Consider the following 21,077-nt stretch of genomic DNA (forward strand, 5'->3'; position numbering starts at 1 on the left):
CGCCTGTTATATCATGCTTTATCTGCTCTCAAGCACTATCTTATTTCCCAAACGATATATCGATATCGCCCAGATCATTTACTATCTTCAGTATATTCTGACCGCTTCCAGTCGATATCCTCCCTCCGTGCGATTCGTACTGACCGTGTCGGTCATCTTCATCATCATCGTCATCCCAGTCGTGATGTCCCGAACCGATACCTATCTCACCGCTTTTCGCCTGAGCATCTATAGTATAGAGATCTCTCGCCATCGATGTCCTCAGCTCCACATCTCCACATGCCAGGTACACATCTGTGGTCCCGCTGAATTCGCCTTGCAGATCGACATCACCCTGCTGGCTCTTTACGCTTAACCCGCTGCTCTTGATATTCTCGCCTTCTATATCTCCGTATTCTGAAGTGAGCACAGTGCCGCTGCATGTCACATTGCTCATATCTATGTCACCGTCCTGCGTGCCGGCCGTAAGCTTGTCAGATGTCACCCTTTCAAGATCTACATCGCCATACTCTGTATTCAGTGTCACGCTGCTGCAGTCGACATCACGCAGATCTATATCTCCATCCTCTGTAGTGATCGACATCTCCTCCAGTGTGACACGGCTGACATCTACATCGCCGTAATCAGATGTTACATCGAGTTTTTTCATCCTTTCATCAGGCACTGATATCACAAGCTCCGGTGTATCATCGTCTGAACTCAGATTCACTACCACTCCATCATTGAGCATGCTGGCGTCCACTGTAAGCACTCCATCCTTCACGCTGTATTCCGGAGCTCCTACATTCTTGTCATAGCTTATCCCTCTGCTGCCTGTCTCTGTGCTTCCTGCAACGGTAACATCTATGCCGCCTTTTACACTGACAGAATCAAAGGCGCCGGCATCGCTTATGTCGATATATTCCATGTCTGCATGACCTGCTCTCAGCCATGTGTAGCGTTCACTCATCCTGTCGAGGAAATTCAGCCCGCCGGTAAGAAATCCCGCAAGCGAAAACAATATTCCTGCGCCAACAACGATCGCGCATATTATGAAAAATCTTTTCAATCCTTTACTCATCCTTCTCCTCCTCCTTTTCTGCAGCTTCCTGATCAGCGGATCCTTTATCTGTATCTGCGGGTTCCGCAGCTTCCTGATCTTCATCCGGATCGCCGGCCGTATCCTCATCGCTGTATCTCCATTTTTTCTGCTCGCTCTTGTCAAGCATCTTGCGGATACGCTTTCTCTCGTTTCGCTTCCTTGCAGCCTTTACAAGAGCATTGACTCCTGCTCTTACTCCCAGGAACAGCAGCACGCCCATCGCTGCCATAAAGCCCAGCGCACCGGCTCCGGCGCCTATGAATATCATCGCTGTCGAAACCGATACCGGGATCGCCATAAATCCTATGATGATAAAAGCTATCGCACCCAGAACACATCCTGCAATGCCGGCAAACAGGGCGATCACACAGGCTGCCAGCGTGATCAGTATCGCTATCGCAAGAACTCCCAGCGCTATCGCCAGCGGGATCGATACAGGCGCCGAACAGATGCCCAGTATCACATACCAGACTGCCGAGATCCCTTTCTTTACCGTCGGCTTTTCCTCTTCATCAAACAGCTTCATCGCATATTCAGATTTGATCTGAGCTGCGACTTTTTTCGGGCTCCCAAGCTGCTGCAGCACCTCTTTCTCGTTTTCGCGGCCGGCGTCGTCAAAATACTCCTCGTAATATTCAACGGCCGCTTCTATCTCCTCCTGCGGGAGTCTGGAAAGTTCTGATCTAAGTTTTTCTATAAATTCTCTCCTCTTCATCTCTTACTCCTTCGCTCTCTTAACATCTAAAAATACATCTATCGCATTTTTGTGATCCATCCACTGGCATCGGTAATCAAGCAGTTTCGCTTTTCCCTCCTCCGTTATCGAGTAGTACCGCCTGTTCCTGCCCTGGTACGACTGATCGTATGTCCTGCACAGGTTTTCCTTCTGCAGCCTTCTCAGCACCGGGTACAGCGTCGACTCTGACACGGTTATGGCTTTTTTCATCGACTGAGTTATCTCGTAGCCATACGTATCGCCTTTTTCCAGGATCGCCAGCGCACATGCGTCCAGCAGTCCGGATTCGATCTTAAAACCCATATTTGCCTCCTTTTCAGTTTATGATCTATCGTCTGTTATCCATGGTCTGCGCTCAGCAGGCTTTATGGTTTTGTATAATATCATTTCTTGATTAATACTATATATCATATAATATTGTTTGTCAATAAAATATTTGATTATTTTTGATATGCAAAGCGCAGGTGTGCGGGCAGAAAAAAACTGCAGTAAACGTCATACTGCAGTTCTTATCATCGAACGTATCACTGTGCGCATCTCTTCTGGATCGTTTATCGTATTCGTGCGGCGGCGCATGGCGGCGGCGCCGTGCATCCCCTTGATATACCATCCGATGTGCTTTCTTATCTCCCGGACTGCGATGTGCTCGCCTTTGTACTGCGCGATCAGATCAAAGTGTCTGAGCAGCATGGCTATCCGTTCTTCATCTGCCGGCGGGTCGGGCAGGCCGTCACCTCTCCAGAGCGATGCAGCGTCTCTGAATATCCACGGATTGCCGAGCGCACCTCTGGCGATCATCACGCCGTCGCAGTCTGTTTCATCGAGCATACGCATCGCATCTTCACCGCTGAAAACATCGCCGTTGCCGATGATCGGCACACTCACCGCCCTTTTTACATCTGCGATCGCCTGCCAGTCGGCTTTGCCCTCGTAATACTGCTCGCGAGTCCTTCCGTGGACCGCCACTGCAGCTACTCCTGCCGACTCCAGCAGCTTTGCAGTCTCCACAGCTGTATTGCTGCCGCGCTCGAATCCCATCCTGATCTTCGCAGTGACGGGCTTGCCTGCCGCATTCACCATCGCGGAGATCACGTCGTGAAGTACATCGAGCTTTTTGAGCAGCGCCGATCCTTCTCCGTTTTTCACGACTTTAGGTACAGGGCACCCGACATTCAGGTCGAGTATGCAGTTTTTCTCATCGCGCAGCTCCTTTGCTGCAAAATCCAGGATCTCCGGATCGCTCCCGAAGAGCTGGAAAGCTACAGGACCTTCATCCTCCGCGATCTCAAGGAGATCTCTGCTTTTCCTGTCACCGTACCACAGACCCTTGGCGCTCACCATTTCCGTATACACTAAAGAAGCCCCTTGCTTGGCGCAGAGGCTTCTCATCGCTTTATCAGTTATACCCGCAAGCGGGGCCAGAAAAAACGGCGTATCAGGCTGAAAGCTCCCTATACTAAACAGTTGCTTCGCCATATTCGCACCTTTCTTTTTCTGCTTTTAGTTCTGCCTTGGATTCAATCCTCCTGGGCTTCCTGTTCTTTTCGTATATGAGTTCAAGACCCTCCAGAGTAAGCATCTTGTCCACATGATCGATGCAGTCTATCCCTGAATCGATCATCGTCGCAAGACCGCCTGTCGCGATCACCTTGACCTCGATGGAATCATCCTTGCTGTACTCCTGAAGCTCTTTTTTCATTTTCTTCACTATATAGTCGACCATGCCCATGTGTCCGTAGACGAGACCTGACTGCATACTGTTGATAGTATTGCGGCAGATCACATGACCCGGTTCCTCAAGCTCTACCTTGGGAAGCTTCGCTGTTTTCTCAAAGAGCGCTTCCGACGATATCTTGAGTCCCGGAGCGATCGTTCCGCCTATGTACTCGGCTTTCTCCGAGATCGCGCAGAAAGTCGTGGCTGTGCCGAAATCTATTATGATGAGCGGGCCGCCGTACTTTGCATGAGCTGCGACCGCATTGACGATCCTGTCAGATCCGACCTGCTTGGGATTATCGTATTTTACAACGATCCCCGTCTTTATACCTGCACCTATAACTATCGCCTTGCGGTTGAAATATTTTACCGAAAGATGCTGGAGCGTATATAGAACAGACGGCACTACCGTCGAAATTATTACATCCTTTACATCTTTTACATCGAGCCCTTCATATCTGAACAGCGCTCCGATTATCATACCGTATTCATCTGCACTTTTGTTATTGTCAGTCTCCAGTCGCCAGCTTGTGATAAGTCTGCCTTCTTTAAAGACTCCCAGTACTATATTAGTGTTTCCAACGTCGAATGCCAGTAGCATGGTTTTCTCCTTTTGCTCTGTATTTTTTTAACAGTCTGAATAGACCGCTTTTATTTTACCATAAAGTATGTTCACAACCAAAACATTTTTACATGAAATCAACATTCAGATCCGATCATTTTTCAGTCCGGATCACTCCAGTGTTACGAGAATATCTCCTGCGTTCACAGATGTTCCCTTTACAGCCTGGATCGATGCGACTTTTCCTGCCGCAGGGGCTGCGATCTCGTTCTCCATTTTCATAGCTTCGAGTATCACGAGGATATCTCCCTGTGCCACCTGCTGTCCGGGTTCGACTCTTATATCAAGCACTGTTCCGGGCACCGGAGCCTTGACGCCTGTGCCACCCTCAGGAACTGCTGCCGGTGCTCCGCCTGCCGGCGCTGCTGATGCTGCTGCAGCCTGAGCCGTCTGTGCTCCTGCGCCTGATGCCTCAGCTTTCTGCTCCGCTGCAGGAGCCACCGCTGCCTTTGTCTCCTGTGCAGGGGCCGCCGTCTGGACCGCTGCCGGCTGCACTGCCGGTGCCGGCGATGCAGCTGATGTGTTTTTTACTTCTTCTACTTCTACTTCATATGTCGTACCATTTACAGTGATATTGTACTTTTTCATATGTCCCGTTTCCTTTCGATTCATTAGAACTTTCTGCTCTCTATACAGTCTGCTCTGGCTGCAATGGACCACGGCTGCGTATCCGCAGGCAGTCTCCTGATCTTCCTCACGACCAGACGTCCGGAGCCCTCTTCCTCACGGAAAGCTTCTATCGCCGCCGTTATAACCGCGATCACCTCCGGACTGATGCCGCCATTCCCGCCGTCATCAGTTGCTGACGCTGCTGCAGTCGCACCCGCATCTGCTCCGGCTTTCCCGGCTTCCGCAGCTGCACCGCTGCCCGCTCCCGTACGCCCGGCTGTCTGCGCGGCCGGCGCCTGTCCGTCGAACGGCAGGTACGGTATACTGTCAAAATCGTCATCTGTTGTGTTGTTGTTCTTTTTCTTTATATTCATCCTTTTGCTTATGAATGACACGATCACCCATATGAGCAGCAGGATGCAGAAAGTCAAGCCCATCCCTATGAGCATAGTGACTACAGATCCCAGCATTTTTCCTCCTAAATCATTTAAGATCCCCATGCAAAGCTCCCGCACTCCGCACCCGCGTGCCGTAACGGCTAGAGCGGGATGTTTCCGTGCTTCTTTGCAGGAAGAGATTCACGCTTTGTACTAAGCATATCGAGCGCGCTTATCACGCGCTGCCTGGTCGATGCGGGCTCTATGATATCGTCCACATAACCAAGGCTCGCTGCGACATAAGGATTGTTGAACGTCTCCTCATATTCCGCGATCTTCTCCGCTCTGACCTGGGCCGGATCGTCAGCATTCCTGATCTCGCGTTTTACCGACGAGATGATGTTGACTGCTCCCGATGCGCCCATCACGGCGATCTGAGCCGACGGCCACGCCATTACCATGTCCGCGCCGAGCTCCTTGTTGCACATGCCTATGTATGCGCCGCCGTATGCTTTCCTCAATATCAGCGTGATCTTAGGCACTGTCGCCTCACAGTATGCGTAAAGCATCTTCGCGCCGTGTCTGATGATGCCGCCGTATTCCTGATCCGTGCCCGGAAGGAATCCCGGAACGTCTTCTATCGTGAGCAGCGGGATGTTGAATGCATCGCATCTTCTGATGAATCTCGCCGCCTTGTCTGATGCGTTTATGTCCAGACAGCCTGCCCCGAAATTAGGCTGGTTGGCTATGACACCCACTGTCGCTCCATCCATCCTGATGAAGCACGTTATGATATTCTTTGCATAATGAGGCATAACATCGTAGATCCTGCCGTCATCAGCGATCTTGTATATCACATCGTACATATTGTACGCCTTGTTCGGATTGTCCGGAATGATCTCGTTGAGCTCCGGGATCATCCTATTTATATCGTCGTCACACGCATATACAGGAGCTGTTTCCATGTTGTTCGAAGGCATGTAGCTCAGAAGTTCTCTGACCGCCAGCAGTGTCTCTTCGTCATTTTTCCCCATAAAATGCGCCACGCCGCTGACCGTATTGTGTGTCACGGCCCCGCCGAGCTGTTCGGCTGTCACGGCCTCGCCTGTTACCGTCTTGATGACTTCAGGGCCTGTTATGAACATCTGGCTGGTCTTGTCCACCATGAACACGAAGTCCGTTATCGCCGGCGAATACACTGCGCCGCCCGCGCACGGTCCCATTATCACTGATATCTGCGGGATGACTCCTGATGATATCGTATTGTTGTGGAATATCTTGCCGAATCCCGAAAGCGCCGCAACGCCTTCCTCGACTCTTGCTCCGCCTGAATCCTGCAGTCCCACGATAGGCGCCCCCATCTTGAGCGCCATTTCCTGCACCTTTACGATCTTCTCCGCATGATACTCGCCCAGCGAGCCGCCGCTGACCGTAAAATCCTGTGCAAATGCGAACACGAGTCTGCCTTCGATCTGCCCGTATCCCGTAACTACACCGTCACCCGGCAGGTCTTTGCCCGCCATATCGAAATTGGTGCACCTGTGCTTTACGAAAGCATCTATCTCAACGAAGCTGTTTTCGTCAAAAAGGATATCAAGCCGTTCTCTGGCTGTGAGCTTTCCTTTTGAATGCTGTGCCTGGATCCTCTTTTCGCCGCCGCCCTGCGCTATGTGCGCTCTGGCATGGCGGAGTTTTTCCAGCTTATCCATCTGTGCTGCCTCCTTAAAAACTCTTTATCCTGTTCCGTATCTGCAAGGCGTCTGTGCCTCCTGCGCAGCACGCCTCGTACAGACTCTCAGTCTATCCTCTGAACTTCTTGTGGAGAGGGTACTTGTCCGTAAGCTCCTTGACTATAGCTCTTGCCTTTTCCATAGCTGCCGGATCTTCAGGATTGTCGATCACGAGTGCGATCGCCTCCACTGTCTTCCTTACATCGTCTTCCTTGAAGCCTCTGCTGGTCATCGCAGGCGTTCCGAGTCTCAGACCGCTTGTAACGAACGGGCTCTGCGGATCGTTCGGGATCGCATTCTTGTTCGTCGTGATGTTGGCTTCGTCAAGAAGGTGCTCTGCCAGCTTTCCTGTAACGCCCTTGTTCACGAGTTTCACGAGAACGAGGTGATTGTCAGTGCCGCCCGAAACGAGGTCGAAACCCTTTTCGTTGAGAGCCTCTGCCAGCGCCTTTGCATTATCGAGCACCTGCTGCTGATATACCTTGAATTCCGGATCCATCGCTTCCTTGAAGCATACAGCCTTCGCTGCGATTATGTGCATGAGCGGGCCGCCCTGAGTTCCCGGGAAGATAGCCTTGTCGATAGCCTTCGCGTATTTTTCTTTGCAAAGGATAAGTCCGCCTCTAGGCCCTCTGAGTGTCTTATGCGTCGTGCTTGTAACGATATCCGCATATTCCATCGGATTTGGATGGAGTCCGACTGCAACGAGTCCTGCGATATGCGCCATGTCGACCATCAGCATAGCGCCGACTTCGTCTGCGATCTCTTTGAATTTATCTGCATATATAGTTCTTGGGTAAGCCGAAGCGCCTGCCACGATCAGTTTAGGCTTGTGCTTCAGGGCCAGCTCCCTTACGTTGTCAAAATCTATCATTTCTGTTTCATGATCGAGTCCGTATGACACGAAGTTATATGACTTTCCTGAAATGTTCACAGGGGATCCGTGTGAAAGGTGTCCGCCGTTTGACAGATCCATGCCGAGCACTGTATCTCCGTAATCGAGCACTGCCTGGTATACCGCAGTGTTTGCGTTCGCCCCTGAGTGAGCCTGCACATTTGCATGGTCTGCACCGAAGATCTTCTTCGCTCTCTCGATAGCCAGAGTCTCGACTTCATCGACGAATTCACATCCGCCGTAATATCTCTTGCCCGGATATCCTTCCGCATATTTGTTCGTCAATGCGCTGCCTGCTGCTTCCATGATCTCGTAGTTCACGAAATTCTCAGAAGCGATCATCTCGATCTTTGTCTCCTGACGGTTGATTTCCCTTTTGATAGATGCTGTTATTTCCGGGTCTGCTTTCTCCAAATAATTGAAATACATGTTAATCTCCTTGTCCTTTTTTACTCTTGCTTTATATGTGAAACTAAAATTTATCTTTTTTATGCCGGCCATGCATGCAGGCCGCCCGCACACCGCGCCGCGCCGTCCAGCCTCGCTCACCGGCTTTTCTCATCCGGCTGCAGCCGTCGGAATGCCGAACTGCCGTACACTGTCGGAATGCCGGTCCCCGCTAGCTGACGACTCGTTCAAGCCGCTTGAGCGCCAGCGCCATCGTGAGCCCCGGGATTATGCGGTTGCCCGTGATTTCCACACCGAGCATCTCATTGATCTTCTTGAGCCTGTACTGCACCGTGTTCGTATGGATACCCATGAATTCCGCAGTCTTGCTGCTGTTCATGCCTGCGTCCAGCACGAAAGTCTCGAGCGTGTCGAGCAGCTGCCTGCTCTTGTTCTCGCTCGCTTCCTTGAACGGCTCGAGCAGCTCTATGTAGTTTTTCTTTACAAAGCCGCCCTGTATCTGGATGTTTATGCAGTTGCTGACAAGCGTGAGCTCATACTTCGTGAACACTCGCTTGTACGGGAAAACGTTCTGCACGAACGACCAGCTCTCGCTTATGAGCCTGTACGCGTCACCTGCGCCTTCTATCCCGTTCAGGCCTGTGACGTGGAATATCCTCGCCTTTTTGTTGCCTTTTAGTTTGTTGAAAAGCTGCACGCAGCTGTTCTTGCTTGTCGAGTTCGCGCCGTCTTCATCGAATGTCAGTATCATGCCGTAGGTCTCGTCGCCTTCGGTGATCTTCATGATGTTCAGGTCTTCTTCTTTTTCAAATTCTGCAAAGACCTGGCTCTCTATGTCGTAGCCGATGCCTTTGGAGAAAAATACGCTCAGGATATCATCGCCGCTGATCTTCGCCTCGTCCTTGAGTGTATAGGCCAGGCTCTTGTTTCCTCTTATCAGCGCCTTGATGAACTCCGCTTTCGCATCTCGCTCAGGTGTGTATTTCCACATGCCCATCGCCAGCTCGATGATCTCGGCAAGCTTCGTTATCTCGCCTGCGGTATACGAGTCCTCGTTGTCCACGATGAACATGTAATATTTCTCATTGTTTATCGTTACCGGTCCCCAGTATGTCAGTACACCGTTCACGTCGATCATCGTATAGACCTTGGAGTTGCTCTCCACGTTGCGCTCCTTGCCGAGCTTGATCGCATCCGATATCGTCGCCTTGTGTCTCGTCTCCACCGTGAGGATCGGGTTGAAATCCTCGCTGAGTATTATCAGCTGGAAATCGTTGTTTATCGCGGCTTCTCTCACCGCCGACTGGAAATTGCTGTGCTTTTCAAAATTGAGAAGGTGGAACACGGTGTTGTTTATCAGGCTGTTGCTGAAATTATCGCCGTAGAGGACCTTGTCCATCACCTCTGTGATCGCATCGACATACTCCGCGTCTGCCGGCATTAAAATGAGAGGCATCAGCTCTCGCTCTGCTGCCTCTATCACTTTTTCATCCAGTTTCCCCATGGCACGTCCCACATAATAGACCGCCAGTGCGGCGCATCCGCGTCTTGAAACCGCACGGATCAGCTCGCACTGCCTGTCGATATCGTCTTTTATGCCGAGGAATCCCGTCAGCAATATTTCGGTTTTATCCGGTTTATAAAATTTAAGGTCTGCGCTGTCACAGGCATCAAGGACTGATACAGCCTTGACATCATTAGTCAGATTTATCTTGCCCGCGACTACCTCTGCTCCTCTGAAAGCGTCCAGATCCAGACAGTCTGCAACTGTAACTCTCATTATTCGTCCTTCTTCCTGTTTTCATCATCCGAATCAGATCCGTCATCGTCTGCGAACACATCAAGACTGTCCTCATCGTCTGCATCATCATCGTCTGCATCGACCTCAGAATCGTCGTCATCGTCCGCATTGAGATAATCTGTATCGTAAACTGCCAGCTCTTCTTCGCTAGGCATGTCGTCATCGCCGGCTGCATTTTCAAAGTCGTCGTCCGAAGCGAACTCCCCGTGCACTTCAGGCTGCTCCGGAGTCTCGAAATCATCGTCCTCTGGCATATCTCCGTCAGGCACGCTGTCGCCCGGCTTTGACAGATTCGTCGGGTTGAACGGCTCGGCAGTCTTAGTCTCTTCATTGTAGATCATGATGCTCGGCTTGAACTTCGAATTCTTTGTCTGTTCCTCAAGAGCTCTTGCCGCTTCTTCAAGTCTCTGCTTCTCGAGCTCCGCCTCTTTCTTGCGCTTTCTCGCAGACTGAGCTGCCTCTTTCTCGTTTCTGGCCTTTTTCTTCTCCAGTTCGATCCTGAGTTCTTCCGCGAGCTCTTCCGGAGTAACGTCGCCGTCATACAGTCTCTCAAACTGCTGGTTGTCGAGTGTTTCGACTGCAAGCAGTCCTTCTGCCACGGCTGTCAGCTGTTCCATGTGCTCGCTGAGTATCGTCTTCGCAGCCTCGTATGCTTCTTCGATGATCGCCTTCACTTCCTCGTCTATCTCCGAAGCAGTCTCCTCTGAGTAGTTCTGTCTCGTCGAAAAATCCTTTCCGAGGAACACTTCGTCGGATGAGCTGTAGTTCACAGGGCCCAGCTTCTCGCTGAATCCGTACTTTGTGACCATTTCTTTCGCGATATCCGTAGCTCTCTGGATGTCGTTGCTCGCACCCGTGCTCACATCGTCGAGCGTGAGCATTTCCGCAACACGACCGCCGAGGAGATGGATGATCTGCTCTCTCATCGTTTCTTTTGTTCCGTAGTATTTGTCTTCCTTAGGCAGGATCATCGTGAATCCGCCTGCTCTGCCTCTAGGTATTATCGTGATCTGATGAACAGGGTCTGTCTTAGGCAGCACATGCGCCACCACAGCGTGGCCGGCTTCGTGATATGCCGTGAGCTTTCGCTCTTCTTCGCTGATGACTCTGCTCTTCTTTTCCGGACCTGCGATGACCTTGGTTATAGCTTCCTCGATCTCGTCCATCCTTATCTTCATGCCGTTTCTTCTCGCAGCAAGCAGCGCCGCTTCATTGAGCATGTTCTCTATATCCGCAGGGGAAAATCCCGGCGTTCTTCTTGCGAGCACCTTCGGATCCACGCCTTCTGCAAGAGGCTTGTTTCTCGAATGCACTCTGAATATCTCTTCTCTGCCCTTGATATCAGGGATCCCTATCACTATCTGCCTGTCGAATCTGCCTGGTCTCAGCAATGCAGGGTCGAGAACGTCAGGTCTGTTGGTTGCCGCGAGGATGATGATACCTGCGTTTTCCGCGAAACCGTCCATCTCTACCAGCAGCTGGTTCAGCGTCTGTTCTCTTTCGTCGTGACCGCCGCCGAGGCCTGCGCCTCTCTTACGTCCAACCGCATCAATCTCGTCGATAAAAACGATGCACGGTGCGTTTTTCTTTGCCTGTTCGAACAGGTCTCTGACTCTGGACGCACCTACACCTACGAACATTTCCACGAAGTCCGAACCGCTTATCGTAAAGAACGGCACTCCTGCTTCTCCGGCTGTCGCTCTGGAGATATAGGTCTTACCTGTTCCCGGAGGGCCTACGAGCAGTATACCCTTAGGTATCCTTGCACCCAGATTGTTGTATTTGGCAGGATGCTTCAGGAAGTCTACTATTTCTTCAAGTTCTTCCTTTTCCTCCTCAAGTCCTGCAACGTCCTTGAATGTTATCTTCTTGAGGTCACCGTCTTTCTGAAGCTTGGCGCGGCTCTTGCCGAACGACATCGCCTTGCCTCCGCCTCCGCTCTGATTCATGATAAGTATGAAGAATACGACCATGATGCCGATCATTATGAGTGTCGGCAGCAGGCTGAGCCAGATGGACTCCTTCTTCGGCTCGTCACTCTCGAGTTTTAGCTTGCCCGAATCCACCTGCGGCATTATATATGAATCGTATATATAGCTCAGATCGACCGCGCTGTTCACATAAGCATATACTTTGTCTCCTGATTTGAGTTTTGCAGTGAGCTTTGTCTCCGTCACGTTGATGTTCTCGACTTCATCTTCCTTCAGGTACTTGATCATCGTGGAAGTCTTTACTTCTTTCTGATCCTCCTTGGTCCCACTGTTGTAAAACCAGACCATTGCCAGCACGAGCCCGAATATGACCGCATAAATTCCAATATTTTTAGCCCTTTTCAATTTATATCCTCCCGGTAATGTTTTGTCAGCTGATTTTTTGGTTATTATATACAAAGTTATCGTTTTATTTTATCATGTAAACCAAGTATCAGCAATAGAAGCCGCTGCTTTTTTCAGATAATTTCACATAAAATTCAATCTCTGAAAAACATCACTTTCCCTTTCTCGACCTTGAGTCTGTAGCAGTGCGGGAATTGTACTGTTTTTGGTCCCTGTTTCTTTGATATTATCGCGTCTGCGGACTTTATGCGTTCTTCTGAGATATCTTTTTCGAGGCCGATCTGCGCGAACGCTTTCATGATAAGCCTGTGCCTTATGGCCGGATGGGCAGCCGCGAGTTTTTCTCTGTCCATCACTATCATGCCTGCAGACACCGACACGCTTTCCATAAAACCCTGCACGTCGCCTGCCGGCACGCTTTCCGCGAATTCCCTGTATGCCAGCTCCGTCTGCTGCCACAGATAGTCCTTGTCTTCCGACGCGATGCGGCCCAGGCGCACCAGGCTCGCCTTTATATTTTCATTATACTCACTTTCGAGCATAGGTATAAGCTCGAGTCTGATCTTGTTCCTGGCGTATATCGCTTCGCTGTTGGTGTGGTCGATCACCGGGCCGAGCCCGTTGTTCTCGCAGTATTCCTCGATCGCTGCCCGGTCCACATCCAGGATCGGCCTGATCACCGAAAATCCGCGCTCTTTTCGCTCGTATGCGATGCCAGCCAGCCCGTCGGTGCCGGTGCCTCTGAGCAGACGGAAAAGTATGGTCTCCGCCTGATCGCCGGTGTTGTGCGCGACTGCGATCTTTACACTGCTGCGCGCCGTTTCTTCATCAAGACCCTCTGCCTGAAGCTCTGCCGCAATCTTTTCCGCGGTCTCATGGAAAGCGTCGTACCGCGCGATCCTGCCGGCATCCTCACTCGTCGTGGAAAGCTCGCGTGCCATCTCTCTGCAGTCGACTGTGAAAACGCTGCACTTCACGCCCATTTTCTCACAGAGCTGTTCTGCGTACTTCTGGTCGCGTTCTGCGGCGCCGGGCCTCAGCTTGTGGTTTATGTGCACCGGGTGCACCGTTATGCCAAGCTGCCCGCTCAGCGTCATCAGCACATGAAAAAGGCATACCGAATCAGGACCGCCCGACAGTCCCAGTACGATATGCTGCTTTCGCTGTATCAAATCATGTTCATTTATGGTTTTTCTGACTTGCTCGATCAACATCTTTATCTGTCACAAAACTCCTTGTTATTATTATCCTATACATTTGCATGGATTTACCATCATTGTACCACAAATAGCGGTTTCCAGCCACCGGTAAATGGGTGCTGGCAGCGGCCTGCAAAATGGGCGCAAGCGGCGTGCCGGGCGGCCGCAGCAGAACTGACGAATGGCATTGAATCCCAGGCGCGATTTGGCACTCCTGCGCATGCAAGCATGCCGACGAGTCTCCCGGCGTCAGCTGATATGCGCTGCGAGCACCGTCAGATCGTCGCGCTCCCGCCCTATATAACTGTCCGCCGCCTGATCGATCAGCAGCATGCTCATCATTTCGGGATCAGCCGAGCGCACCTTCGCCACGGTGCTTTTGAGGGTGTCGATAAACGTATCGCGGCCCGTGCTCCCGGCTGTCCCTCCGTCGCTGACCCCATCCGACATCATGATGATCCAGTCGTCTTTTTTCAGCTCGGTTTCCATGTATCGTATCTTCAGCCCGTTCACTATCCCGAGCGGTACCGCGGAAAGCTTCACTTCCTCGACCGTTTCACGGTGCCGTATCAGTGTCGGAGCTGCTCCTATCTTGTAAAATTTCACTTTTCCGCTTATCCGGTCTATTATGGCCAGATCCACGGTGGCATATGATTCTTCGTCGTCTTTCATCAGCATCACGGTATTTATCATCTTGAGCGCAAGGTCCGGCGTGACCCCGGCCCTGAGCAGCGAGATCAGCGTCTTCGTCACCAGCAGGCTTTCCGCAGCCGCCTTCTTGCCCTTTCCCATGCCGTCGCTGACGACCATGACGGTCCGCCCGTCGCCTATGTCCTGCCAGCCGCAGCAGTCGCCGTTTATCGTTCCCGAGGCTGCATACTGCGACGCCGAAATGTCCACCGCCAGCTTTTCACGCCTCGATTTCGCCCGGCTTCCGATGCTGCTGTGGCTGCTTCGGGCTGCGCCGGGACGGCGGCTTATCCTGTATCTCACGTCATCCATTATCTGTTTCGTCATGTGGAACTGGCTGGCCAGCGCTGAACGGCTGTCCACGTAGGTCGCGTAAAGCTCTGCAAGTTCCTGCATGTCATCTGATTTGCTCTGCAAAAGCGCAGCTGTCCTGAATGCCGAAGTTTCCCCGGCGTCCGCAGGGTTCCCTTCTATCGCCGCGATCAGCCGCTTTACAGCAGGTCTGAATTTCCAGCTTACCACCGCAAAAAGCGCTGCCGCGACGAAAAGGCAGTAGCCGTCGACTCCCAGTACTGTGCCGCTTTCCATGAATCCCATAGTCCAGCACACCGCTATGAACGCTGCTGTACGGATAAAAATGCCTAAACGCTTTACAAAAACTGCGGCGGCAGCTCCAATCACAGCAGTCGCCAGCAGGCCCCACTGGCCCTGCCCAATTAGTGCCGCCCAGACGCCTCCCGTCGCAATCACGATGAATGGAGCGCCCGCGCTGCTGCTGTCGAGTGCGGTCATCGCCATGAAAAGGATCAGCGGCCATGCGAGGAAGCTCAGACCGGCGCCGTTCAGGATCATGAGCACAGCAGATATCAATGCTGCTATGCGCAGCTCTTTTTCATATTTTCCGTCGGCCAGAAGAGTCATGTGGCGGGAAATCCAGTCGCCGTATGATCCTGCGCTTTGTGAAGCCGGATTTTGTAAAGTCGAAACGCGCGAGTCTGCATAACCTATAGCCGAGGCATCCAAATCGGCTCCGCTTATGTTCGGATCATTAAAACCAACATTGCCTATATGCGAAGCTTTGACATTTGCATTGTTTATATGCGAAGTGCCGAAATCCGCATTGTTTATATGCGAAACATCGGCGTCCGCATCGTTTATATACGATACGCTATTGCGCGTACTGCCACCTTGCTGCACACTGTGTGATGCGCCCCTATTCTGCCGATCTGAACCGTATGATGCAAAATCGTGCCGGACCGACCCGCGCGATACCGTGACGTTTTCTGCTTCCGAAACAACCGGCCACAACTCTCCGACTATGCTGCAGATCACGTCCGCGATGATCACGATCGCAAATATCAGCGCTCCGTACACCAGCAGTTTTTCCGGACTGATCTTGTAGACTGTCGACGTCGCGACCCGGCTCAGGCTGACGCACACGATGCCGGCCGATGCTGCGATCAGGCCGACCTGCCAGACTCTGAAACGCACTTTTCCCGCGACCGGGAAGAACAGCGCGCATACCAGCACCGCCGCCATGTCGCCCCACGGATCGTAGCCTTTCATAAGGTACGGAGCGATCGCTGCTGCAGCCGGCACCGCTATCAATGCATTCAGCGGTTTCCTCGCAGCAAGATAAGCAGTCAGCGCCACCGCAGCCGGAAAATATCCATCCATCACTGTGCCATGGCTCACAACGAGCGCGAATGCCAGGATCGCCAGCCCCCGAGCCAGCCTCGTCCTGATTTTCGTCCGATTCTTTTTAGTAAAATCAAAAGCTCTTGCTTTAGTCGTGTTTTCCATAAAAAATCTCCATTCCCAATACAGGTGCATTATACAGCCTGTCCCTCATCGAAATTTGTCAAAACCCCTGTTTGAGGGTGAAGGTTTGGTGATTTTTTGTTGTTTTGGCGGAATCGAGTATAAAAGCTATGACTGCAGGAGTGCTGTAAAACTTATGATCTGCTGCCTGATCGGAAAAATGATCAAAAAACAGGGTTTATGGAGGCAAGGTTTATACTCGTATCTGATCGCGTGAGATAGATAGGTATAAACTTCTTCTGCATATCAGGCAGCAGATCAGATTCTTTTATACTTATTATCAATAAACTGCATAGATTTTACTAAAATATCGTATTTCGAAGCCTCTATGGGCGGCAGTTTACAATCTTCCGCATATATGCGACCGGAGCTTTTATACCTAAATACAAGAAAACCGTATGACATTACTAAAAACGCAGCTTTCAGGTATGCCTGCGCTTTTCATACTGATAGCAATCTGGGGCAGATAAATAAAAGTAAATTTTTTCCATCAGTTCCATTGACAACGTGTGTAATAAATGTTAAATTGTGTAAAATACCCCGCGCCACTGCTATTCCCTGCACCGCCACTCAAAAGGAGATGATCATGGATTATATCGAAGCAACAAAAAACGATTTAAAGGTAGAGAAAGAATTGATCGAGCTGTATGAAGATTTGCTGAAATCGCTTCCTGAGGGTCGTCTTGTGACCAAGCTTGTATATGGCCGCCGCTATTATTACCGCATCATGCCGGGGACGCAGAAGCAGGTGTACATAAGCGTGCGCAACCTCCATCTGATCCAGGCATTGAAAAAGCGAAAATATATGGAGACGGCGCTGAAGATCCTGAAAGAAAATGTAAAAGTCCAGGAAAGGCTGATAAAAAAATACGCGCCTTACGGCGATAAAGATATACTTTCTAAGATCGGTAAGGGATACCAGCCCGAGACGGCCAATGCAGATAATGTACCGATATACAAAAGCCGATATCGTCAGAGCAGCTATGACAGTCAGCATAGTCGGGCCGACGGCAATAGAGAACACTATCAAAACCATCTGTCTGGCGATGCACCCCATGATAGTCGGGATAACTGGATCGGCGGCACAATCGGTCAATCTTCTCTGGATTTCAAGGCAGATGCGCTGATACACAGAACTTCGTTCGGACTTATGGTGCGTTCTAAATCCGAGGCCATAATCTCAGAATTCCTTAACAAGAACGGAATAAAATTCGCATATGAAGAGCCGCTTTATCTGCACGATGCTGATGGCAGAACGACCGTAAGATATCCTGATTTTACGCTGTACCTTGCCAACGGAAGGATCATCTACTGGGAACACCTCGGCATGCTCAAGGATGAAAGCTACCGCAAAGCCGTATGGAAAAAATTCGCGCTTTATTATTCAAATGATATCGTGCCGGGATCAAATCTAATCATAACGTGTGACAGCAGTACCGGAGGCATAGATATCGCAGCGATACTGCAGATTATCGGGTCGTTGAAATAAAGTCAACGAGCATAAGCATGACACCTGGCGATCGACAAGGTTAGCGACCGATCGTGCGGGCGCAAGAGCGACCGTGATTCCTGGCGCTCGCCAAAGCGAACAGGCACCAAGGCAACTGCCGAGACTCCCAACTTGCTCAGGCAGCCGACCGGGCGACTGCTCATGCTGCCCGGCTTTCGATTCACCCCGCCTTATCCCGTTACTCGGTTATCCCATAAAAGCGCATCGCGTTTTCCTTTGTTTTCGCTGCGACTTCTTCCAGGCTAAGACCTTTGATCTCTGCGACTTTTCTCGCGGTATACTCCACCTTGGAAGGATCATTTTTCTTGCCGCGGAAAGGCTCCGGCGTCAGATACGGTGAGTCCGTCTCGACAAGCAGGAAATCCAGCGGCAGCTCTGCCACTACGCCTACGGTCTTCCTGTTGTTTTTGTATGTCACCGGGCCGGCGATCGAGATCGTGGCACCGAGCTTCACGTACTGGCTGCCGAGCTCGGCACTTCCCGAAAAGCAGTGCAGGAGCACGCGTGCATCTTTGCATGTGCCTGGCTGCTTAGACACATATCCGGTCGTATCCGGTCTTTCCGGGAACCAGCTTTTTCGCTCGTCGGAAAATGCGCCTTCTTCCTTTAAAATATCGAGCACTTCCTGATCGGCTTCTCTCGAGTGGATCGCGATCGGCATTTTCAGCTCGTTCGCCAGGCGGATCTGCCTCCTGAACCATTCGCGCTGAACGTCGCGCGGCGAATGATCGTAATGAAAATCAAGGCCGATCTCGCCGATAGCCATTACTTTTTTCTTTTTTGCCAGGCCTTTTATCAGCGCCAGCTGCATGTCATCCATGCTGTCAGTGTCGTGAGGATGACAGCCCACCGCGGCATAGCACCACGGATATTTCGCTGCATGATCGACCGCGAGCTTCGAGCTCGGCAGATCAAAACCGATATCCATCACATAATCGAGTTCCGAGTCTTCAATGGCTCTGACCATCGCCGCTCTGGCTTCATCCGACATCTCATTGTTCAAATGTGCGTGTGAATCAAAAAACATATTTTCTGCCTCTTTTCATTTATTATTGGTATGTAAATCGCAAAATCGCGGGATCGCTGGATTGCAATGGTGTGCAAAGAATGTCCGGTGCGGGGGGCGCAGGCGACACCGCCCGCAGGGCTGCCGCGTTCAAATTTCAGACTTGCCCGAGTAGCCGGCACAACACTGTCACTCGCACAAGCCTGCGCGCCCCGCAGAACGGGGCGCCAAATTGCCGACGCAGAAAGCCGTGCCTCACGCCGGCCCAACGGATCCGTCACCTGCATACACGAGAGGGAGCTTACGCAGCTCCCATGCTCCTCGCCGGCACAATGCCTCGCGCCGGCGCCCCGCTAAAATCACAGAAGGCACAGCGTCACCGCTGTGCCTCCCTCATATCATCCACTAAGTCACCGGATTTCCGTCATCTGCGATCGTCGACACGAACTCAACGCGTTCCTTGCCGTCAACGATATTGTCCGCAAACATTATCATGCCTTTCGACTCGAGACCTCTGAGCTTTCTAGGCTTGAGATTTGCAACCACGACAACCTTCTTGCCAACGCATTCCTCAGGCTTGAAGTAATTCGCAACACCCGAGATTATCTGGCGCTTTTCCGTACCCATCTGCACCTGGAACACCAGCAGCTTGTCAGCCTTCGGATGCTTTTCAGCCGAAATGATAGTGCCGACTCTGAAATCGATCTTGTCGAAATCATCATATTCGATCTCAGGCTTCAGCTCGAGCGGGATGTTCTCCGGCTCCTTGCTGCCGTTCATGGCCTCCAGCTCAGCCAGTTCCTTTTCGATATCGAGACGAGGGAAGATCGGATCGCCCTTCTTCACCTGCTCACCGTTCATCATCTCGAACTCGTACGCATCTTCCCATGCGACGTCAGCATACCACAGACCCAGCTGCTTTCTGATAGCATCCGAAGTCGTGTGCATGAACGGATGGATCAGCACCGATATGATCCTGATCGTTTCAGCCAGATTGTGCAGCACATTGTCAAGTCTAGGCTTCTGAGCCTCATCCTTTGCAAGTACCCACGGCATCGTTTCATCTATATATTTGTTGGCACGCCTAACGACTACCCAGATCTCCTCAAGGGCCATGTTGAACGCGAACTTGTCCATGTTCGCCTCGACCTTGTCAGCCGCGCCGACAGCGACAGCCCTGAGATCATCGTCGACTGCATCCTTTGCATCAGTAAGCTCCGGAACTATGCCGCCATTGTATTTCTCTATCATCGAAACCGTTCGCGACACCAGATTTCCCAGGTCGTTCGCGAGATCGTAATTCATCCTCTTGAGCATCACCTCGTTCGTGAACACGCCGTCCTGACCGAAAGTGTACTCCCTCAGCAGGAAGTATTTCAGCGCGTCGATGCCGTATCTGTCGATCAGCTTCACCGGATCGACCACGTTGCCCTTGGACTTCGACATCTTGCCGCCCTCCAGCAGCAGCCATCCGTGACCGAGCACCTGCTTAGGCAGCGGAAGACCCGCGCTCATCAGCATTGCAGGCCAGATGACAGTGTGGAATCTCACGATCTCCTTGCCTACCAGATGAACGTTCACCGGCCAGTACTTCTCGTAAAGCTCCGGCTCGTCCGGCCAGCCCAGCGCCGTGATGTAGTTCGAAAGCGCATCCAGCCACACGTACATAACGTGCTTGTCGTTGATAGGCACCGGGATGCCCCAGTCAAATGTCGATCTGGAAATGCAGAGATCCTCGAGCCCCTGCTTCACGAACGCGATCATTTCATTTCTTCTCGAATCCGGCTGAAGGAATTCCGGATTTGTCTCAAACAGCTCCAGCAGCTTGTCCTGGTACTTTGAAAGCTTGAAGAAATACGCCTCTTCCTTGGCTTTCTGCACCGGTCTGCCGCAGTCCGGACACTTGCCGTCCACCAGCTGGCTCTCCGTCCAGAACGATTCGCACGGAGTGCAGTAAAGGCCCTCATACTCGCCCTTGTATATGTCGCCGTTCTCATAGAGCTTCATGAACAGCTCCTGGACTCTCTTCACGTGTCTCGGCTCAGTAGTCCTGATGAAATCGTCGTACGAGATCTCCATCGTCTTCCACAGATCCTTTATGCCTGCAACGACCTGATCCACGTATTCCTGCGGCTTCATGCCCTTTTCCTCGGCGATCGTCTGGATCTTCTGACCGTGCTCGTCCGTTCCCGTCAGGAAATGCACATCGTATCCCGAAAGTCTCTTGAATCTCGCCATCGCATCTGCCATGACAGTGCAGTAAGTGTGCCCGATGTGAAGATTCGAGCTCGGATAGTAAATAGGCGTAGTAATGTAATAAGTTCCTTTGTTTTTTGTCATTTTAACTGATCATTCCTTTCATCTCCGCGTCGAATGAGACGCGGCAAATTTTATATGCTGATGCGGCATGCGCCGCCGGATCACGACCCGAACACGGTCGGAGCGTCACCGGACCCGGGCCGGATCGCCCAGTCACGTCCGGCACTAAGGCAAAATCCAACCTCTTTCGTCATACCCGGCATCCGGTCAAAACCCGGCTG

Annotated in this window: 16 protein-coding genes; 1 reads left to right on the forward strand and 15 read right to left on the reverse strand. The window is 51.6% G+C overall.

Annotation, left to right across the window (positions count from 1 at the left end; translation table 11 throughout):
• Positions 1-40: 40 nt before the first annotated feature.
• The 13 genes from OCV59_RS02340 to OCV59_RS02400 form a co-directional block, all read right to left on the reverse strand.
• Entirely contained in the window at positions 41-1,060 is a 1,020-nt protein-coding gene (locus OCV59_RS02340; protein WP_262584056.1) for a DUF4097 domain-containing protein, read from the reverse strand.
• On the reverse strand, positions 1,053-1,796 hold the full coding sequence (locus OCV59_RS02345; RefSeq protein WP_147592777.1) for a DUF1700 domain-containing protein: 744 nt from the start codon (positions 1,794-1,796) through the stop codon (positions 1,053-1,055). Before OCV59_RS02345 ends, OCV59_RS02340 begins: the two co-directional genes overlap by 8 nt.
• A 3-nt stretch (positions 1,797-1,799) precedes the next feature.
• Positions 1,800-2,120, reverse strand: coding sequence for a PadR family transcriptional regulator (locus tag OCV59_RS02350; protein ID WP_147592779.1), 321 nt, complete (start codon positions 2,118-2,120; stop codon positions 1,800-1,802).
• Between the two features lie 192 nt (positions 2,121-2,312).
• On the reverse strand, positions 2,313-3,293 hold the full coding sequence (dusB, locus tag OCV59_RS02355) for a tRNA dihydrouridine synthase DusB (protein WP_147592781.1): 981 nt from the start codon (positions 3,291-3,293) through the stop codon (positions 2,313-2,315).
• The gene (locus OCV59_RS02360) at positions 3,274-4,134 is read right to left on the reverse strand and encodes a type III pantothenate kinase (protein ID WP_147592783.1); all 861 of its coding nucleotides are present in this window, start codon (positions 4,132-4,134) and stop codon (positions 3,274-3,276) included. Before OCV59_RS02360 ends, dusB begins: the two co-directional genes overlap by 20 nt.
• A 132-nt stretch (positions 4,135-4,266) precedes the next feature.
• Entirely contained in the window at positions 4,267-4,743 is a 477-nt protein-coding gene (locus OCV59_RS02365) for a biotin/lipoyl-containing protein (protein WP_147592785.1), read from the reverse strand.
• 23 nt (positions 4,744-4,766) lie between these two features.
• Positions 4,767-5,264: an OadG family protein gene (locus OCV59_RS02370; RefSeq protein WP_147592787.1), complete on the reverse strand. Its 498-nt coding sequence runs from the start codon at positions 5,262-5,264 to the stop codon at positions 4,767-4,769.
• A 38-nt stretch (positions 5,265-5,302) separates the two neighbouring features.
• Complete coding sequence (locus tag OCV59_RS02375; RefSeq protein WP_147592789.1) at positions 5,303-6,850, reverse strand: acyl-CoA carboxylase subunit beta; 1,548 nt, start codon at positions 6,848-6,850, stop codon at positions 5,303-5,305.
• A gap of 91 nt (positions 6,851-6,941) precedes the next feature.
• Positions 6,942-8,195, reverse strand: a complete 1,254-nt coding sequence (locus OCV59_RS02380) for a serine hydroxymethyltransferase (RefSeq protein WP_147592791.1) — start codon at positions 8,193-8,195, stop codon at positions 6,942-6,944.
• A 190-nt stretch (positions 8,196-8,385) separates the two neighbouring features.
• Entirely contained in the window at positions 8,386-9,954 is a 1,569-nt protein-coding gene (locus OCV59_RS02385; protein WP_147592793.1) for a PucR family transcriptional regulator, read from the reverse strand.
• Positions 9,954-12,311, reverse strand: a complete 2,358-nt coding sequence (gene ftsH, locus OCV59_RS02390; RefSeq protein WP_394802986.1) for an ATP-dependent zinc metalloprotease FtsH — start codon at positions 12,309-12,311, stop codon at positions 9,954-9,956. The genes OCV59_RS02385 and ftsH overlap by 1 nt, the downstream gene beginning before the upstream one ends.
• A gap of 134 nt (positions 12,312-12,445) precedes the next feature.
• Positions 12,446-13,525: a tRNA lysidine(34) synthetase TilS gene (tilS, locus tag OCV59_RS02395; protein WP_147592795.1), complete on the reverse strand. Its 1,080-nt coding sequence runs from the start codon at positions 13,523-13,525 to the stop codon at positions 12,446-12,448.
• Positions 13,526-13,759: 234 nt separating this feature from the next.
• Positions 13,760-16,003: a SpoIIE family protein phosphatase gene (locus tag OCV59_RS02400; RefSeq protein WP_262584057.1), complete on the reverse strand. Its 2,244-nt coding sequence runs from the start codon at positions 16,001-16,003 to the stop codon at positions 13,760-13,762.
• Between the two features lie 604 nt (positions 16,004-16,607).
• On the opposite strand from OCV59_RS02400, the gene OCV59_RS02405 reads away from it, so the two are divergent.
• Positions 16,608-17,510: a PDDEXK family nuclease gene (locus OCV59_RS02405; protein ID WP_147592799.1), complete on the forward strand. Its 903-nt coding sequence runs from the start codon at positions 16,608-16,610 to the stop codon at positions 17,508-17,510.
• A 199-nt stretch (positions 17,511-17,709) separates the two neighbouring features.
• On the opposite strand, the gene OCV59_RS02410 is transcribed toward OCV59_RS02405, so the two are convergent.
• Both OCV59_RS02410 and metG read right to left on the reverse strand, forming a co-directional pair.
• The gene (locus OCV59_RS02410; RefSeq protein WP_147592801.1) at positions 17,710-18,558 is read right to left on the reverse strand and encodes a TatD family hydrolase; all 849 of its coding nucleotides are present in this window, start codon (positions 18,556-18,558) and stop codon (positions 17,710-17,712) included.
• Positions 18,559-18,942: 384 nt separating this feature from the next.
• The gene (metG, locus tag OCV59_RS02415) at positions 18,943-20,877 is read right to left on the reverse strand and encodes a methionine--tRNA ligase (protein WP_147592803.1); all 1,935 of its coding nucleotides are present in this window, start codon (positions 20,875-20,877) and stop codon (positions 18,943-18,945) included.
• Between the last annotated feature and the right edge of the window lie 200 nt (positions 20,878-21,077).

This window comes from Brotomerdimonas butyrica (genome assembly GCF_025567305.1).
Taxonomy (GTDB): domain Bacteria; phylum Bacillota; class Clostridia; order Peptostreptococcales; family Anaerovoracaceae; genus Lentihominibacter; species Lentihominibacter butyricus.

Coding starts and splice junctions, on each gene's coding strand:
- OCV59_RS02340 (WP_262584056.1), bottom strand. CDS start 1,060: ATGAGTAAAGGATTGAAAAGATTTTTCATAATATGCGCGATCGTTGTT.
- OCV59_RS02345 (WP_147592777.1), bottom strand. CDS start 1,796: ATGAAGAGGAGAGAATTTATAGAAAAACTTAGATCAGAACTTTCCAGA.
- OCV59_RS02350 (WP_147592779.1), bottom strand. CDS start 2,120: ATGGGTTTTAAGATCGAATCCGGACTGCTGGACGCATGTGCGCTGGCG.
- dusB (WP_147592781.1), bottom strand. CDS start 3,293: ATGGCGAAGCAACTGTTTAGTATAGGGAGCTTTCAGCCTGATACGCCG.
- OCV59_RS02360 (WP_147592783.1), bottom strand. CDS start 4,134: ATGCTACTGGCATTCGACGTTGGAAACACTAATATAGTACTGGGAGTC.
- OCV59_RS02365 (WP_147592785.1), bottom strand. CDS start 4,743: ATGAAAAAGTACAATATCACTGTAAATGGTACGACATATGAAGTAGAA.
- OCV59_RS02370 (WP_147592787.1), bottom strand. CDS start 5,264: ATGGGGATCTTAAATGATTTAGGAGGAAAAATGCTGGGATCTGTAGTC.
- OCV59_RS02375 (WP_147592789.1), bottom strand. CDS start 6,850: ATGGATAAGCTGGAAAAACTCCGCCATGCCAGAGCGCACATAGCGCAG.
- OCV59_RS02380 (WP_147592791.1), bottom strand. CDS start 8,195: ATGTATTTCAATTATTTGGAGAAAGCAGACCCGGAAATAACAGCATCT.
- OCV59_RS02385 (WP_147592793.1), bottom strand. CDS start 9,954: ATGAGAGTTACAGTTGCAGACTGTCTGGATCTGGACGCTTTCAGAGGA.
- tilS (WP_147592795.1), bottom strand. CDS start 13,525: ATGTTGATCGAGCAAGTCAGAAAAACCATAAATGAACATGATTTGATA.
- OCV59_RS02400 (WP_262584057.1), bottom strand. CDS start 16,003: ATGGAAAACACGACTAAAGCAAGAGCTTTTGATTTTACTAAAAAGAAT.
- OCV59_RS02405 (WP_147592799.1), top strand. CDS start 16,608: ATGGATTATATCGAAGCAACAAAAAACGATTTAAAGGTAGAGAAAGAA.
- OCV59_RS02410 (WP_147592801.1), bottom strand. CDS start 18,558: ATGTTTTTTGATTCACACGCACATTTGAACAATGAGATGTCGGATGAA.
- metG (WP_147592803.1), bottom strand. CDS start 20,877: ATGACAAAAAACAAAGGAACTTATTACATTACTACGCCTATTTACTAT.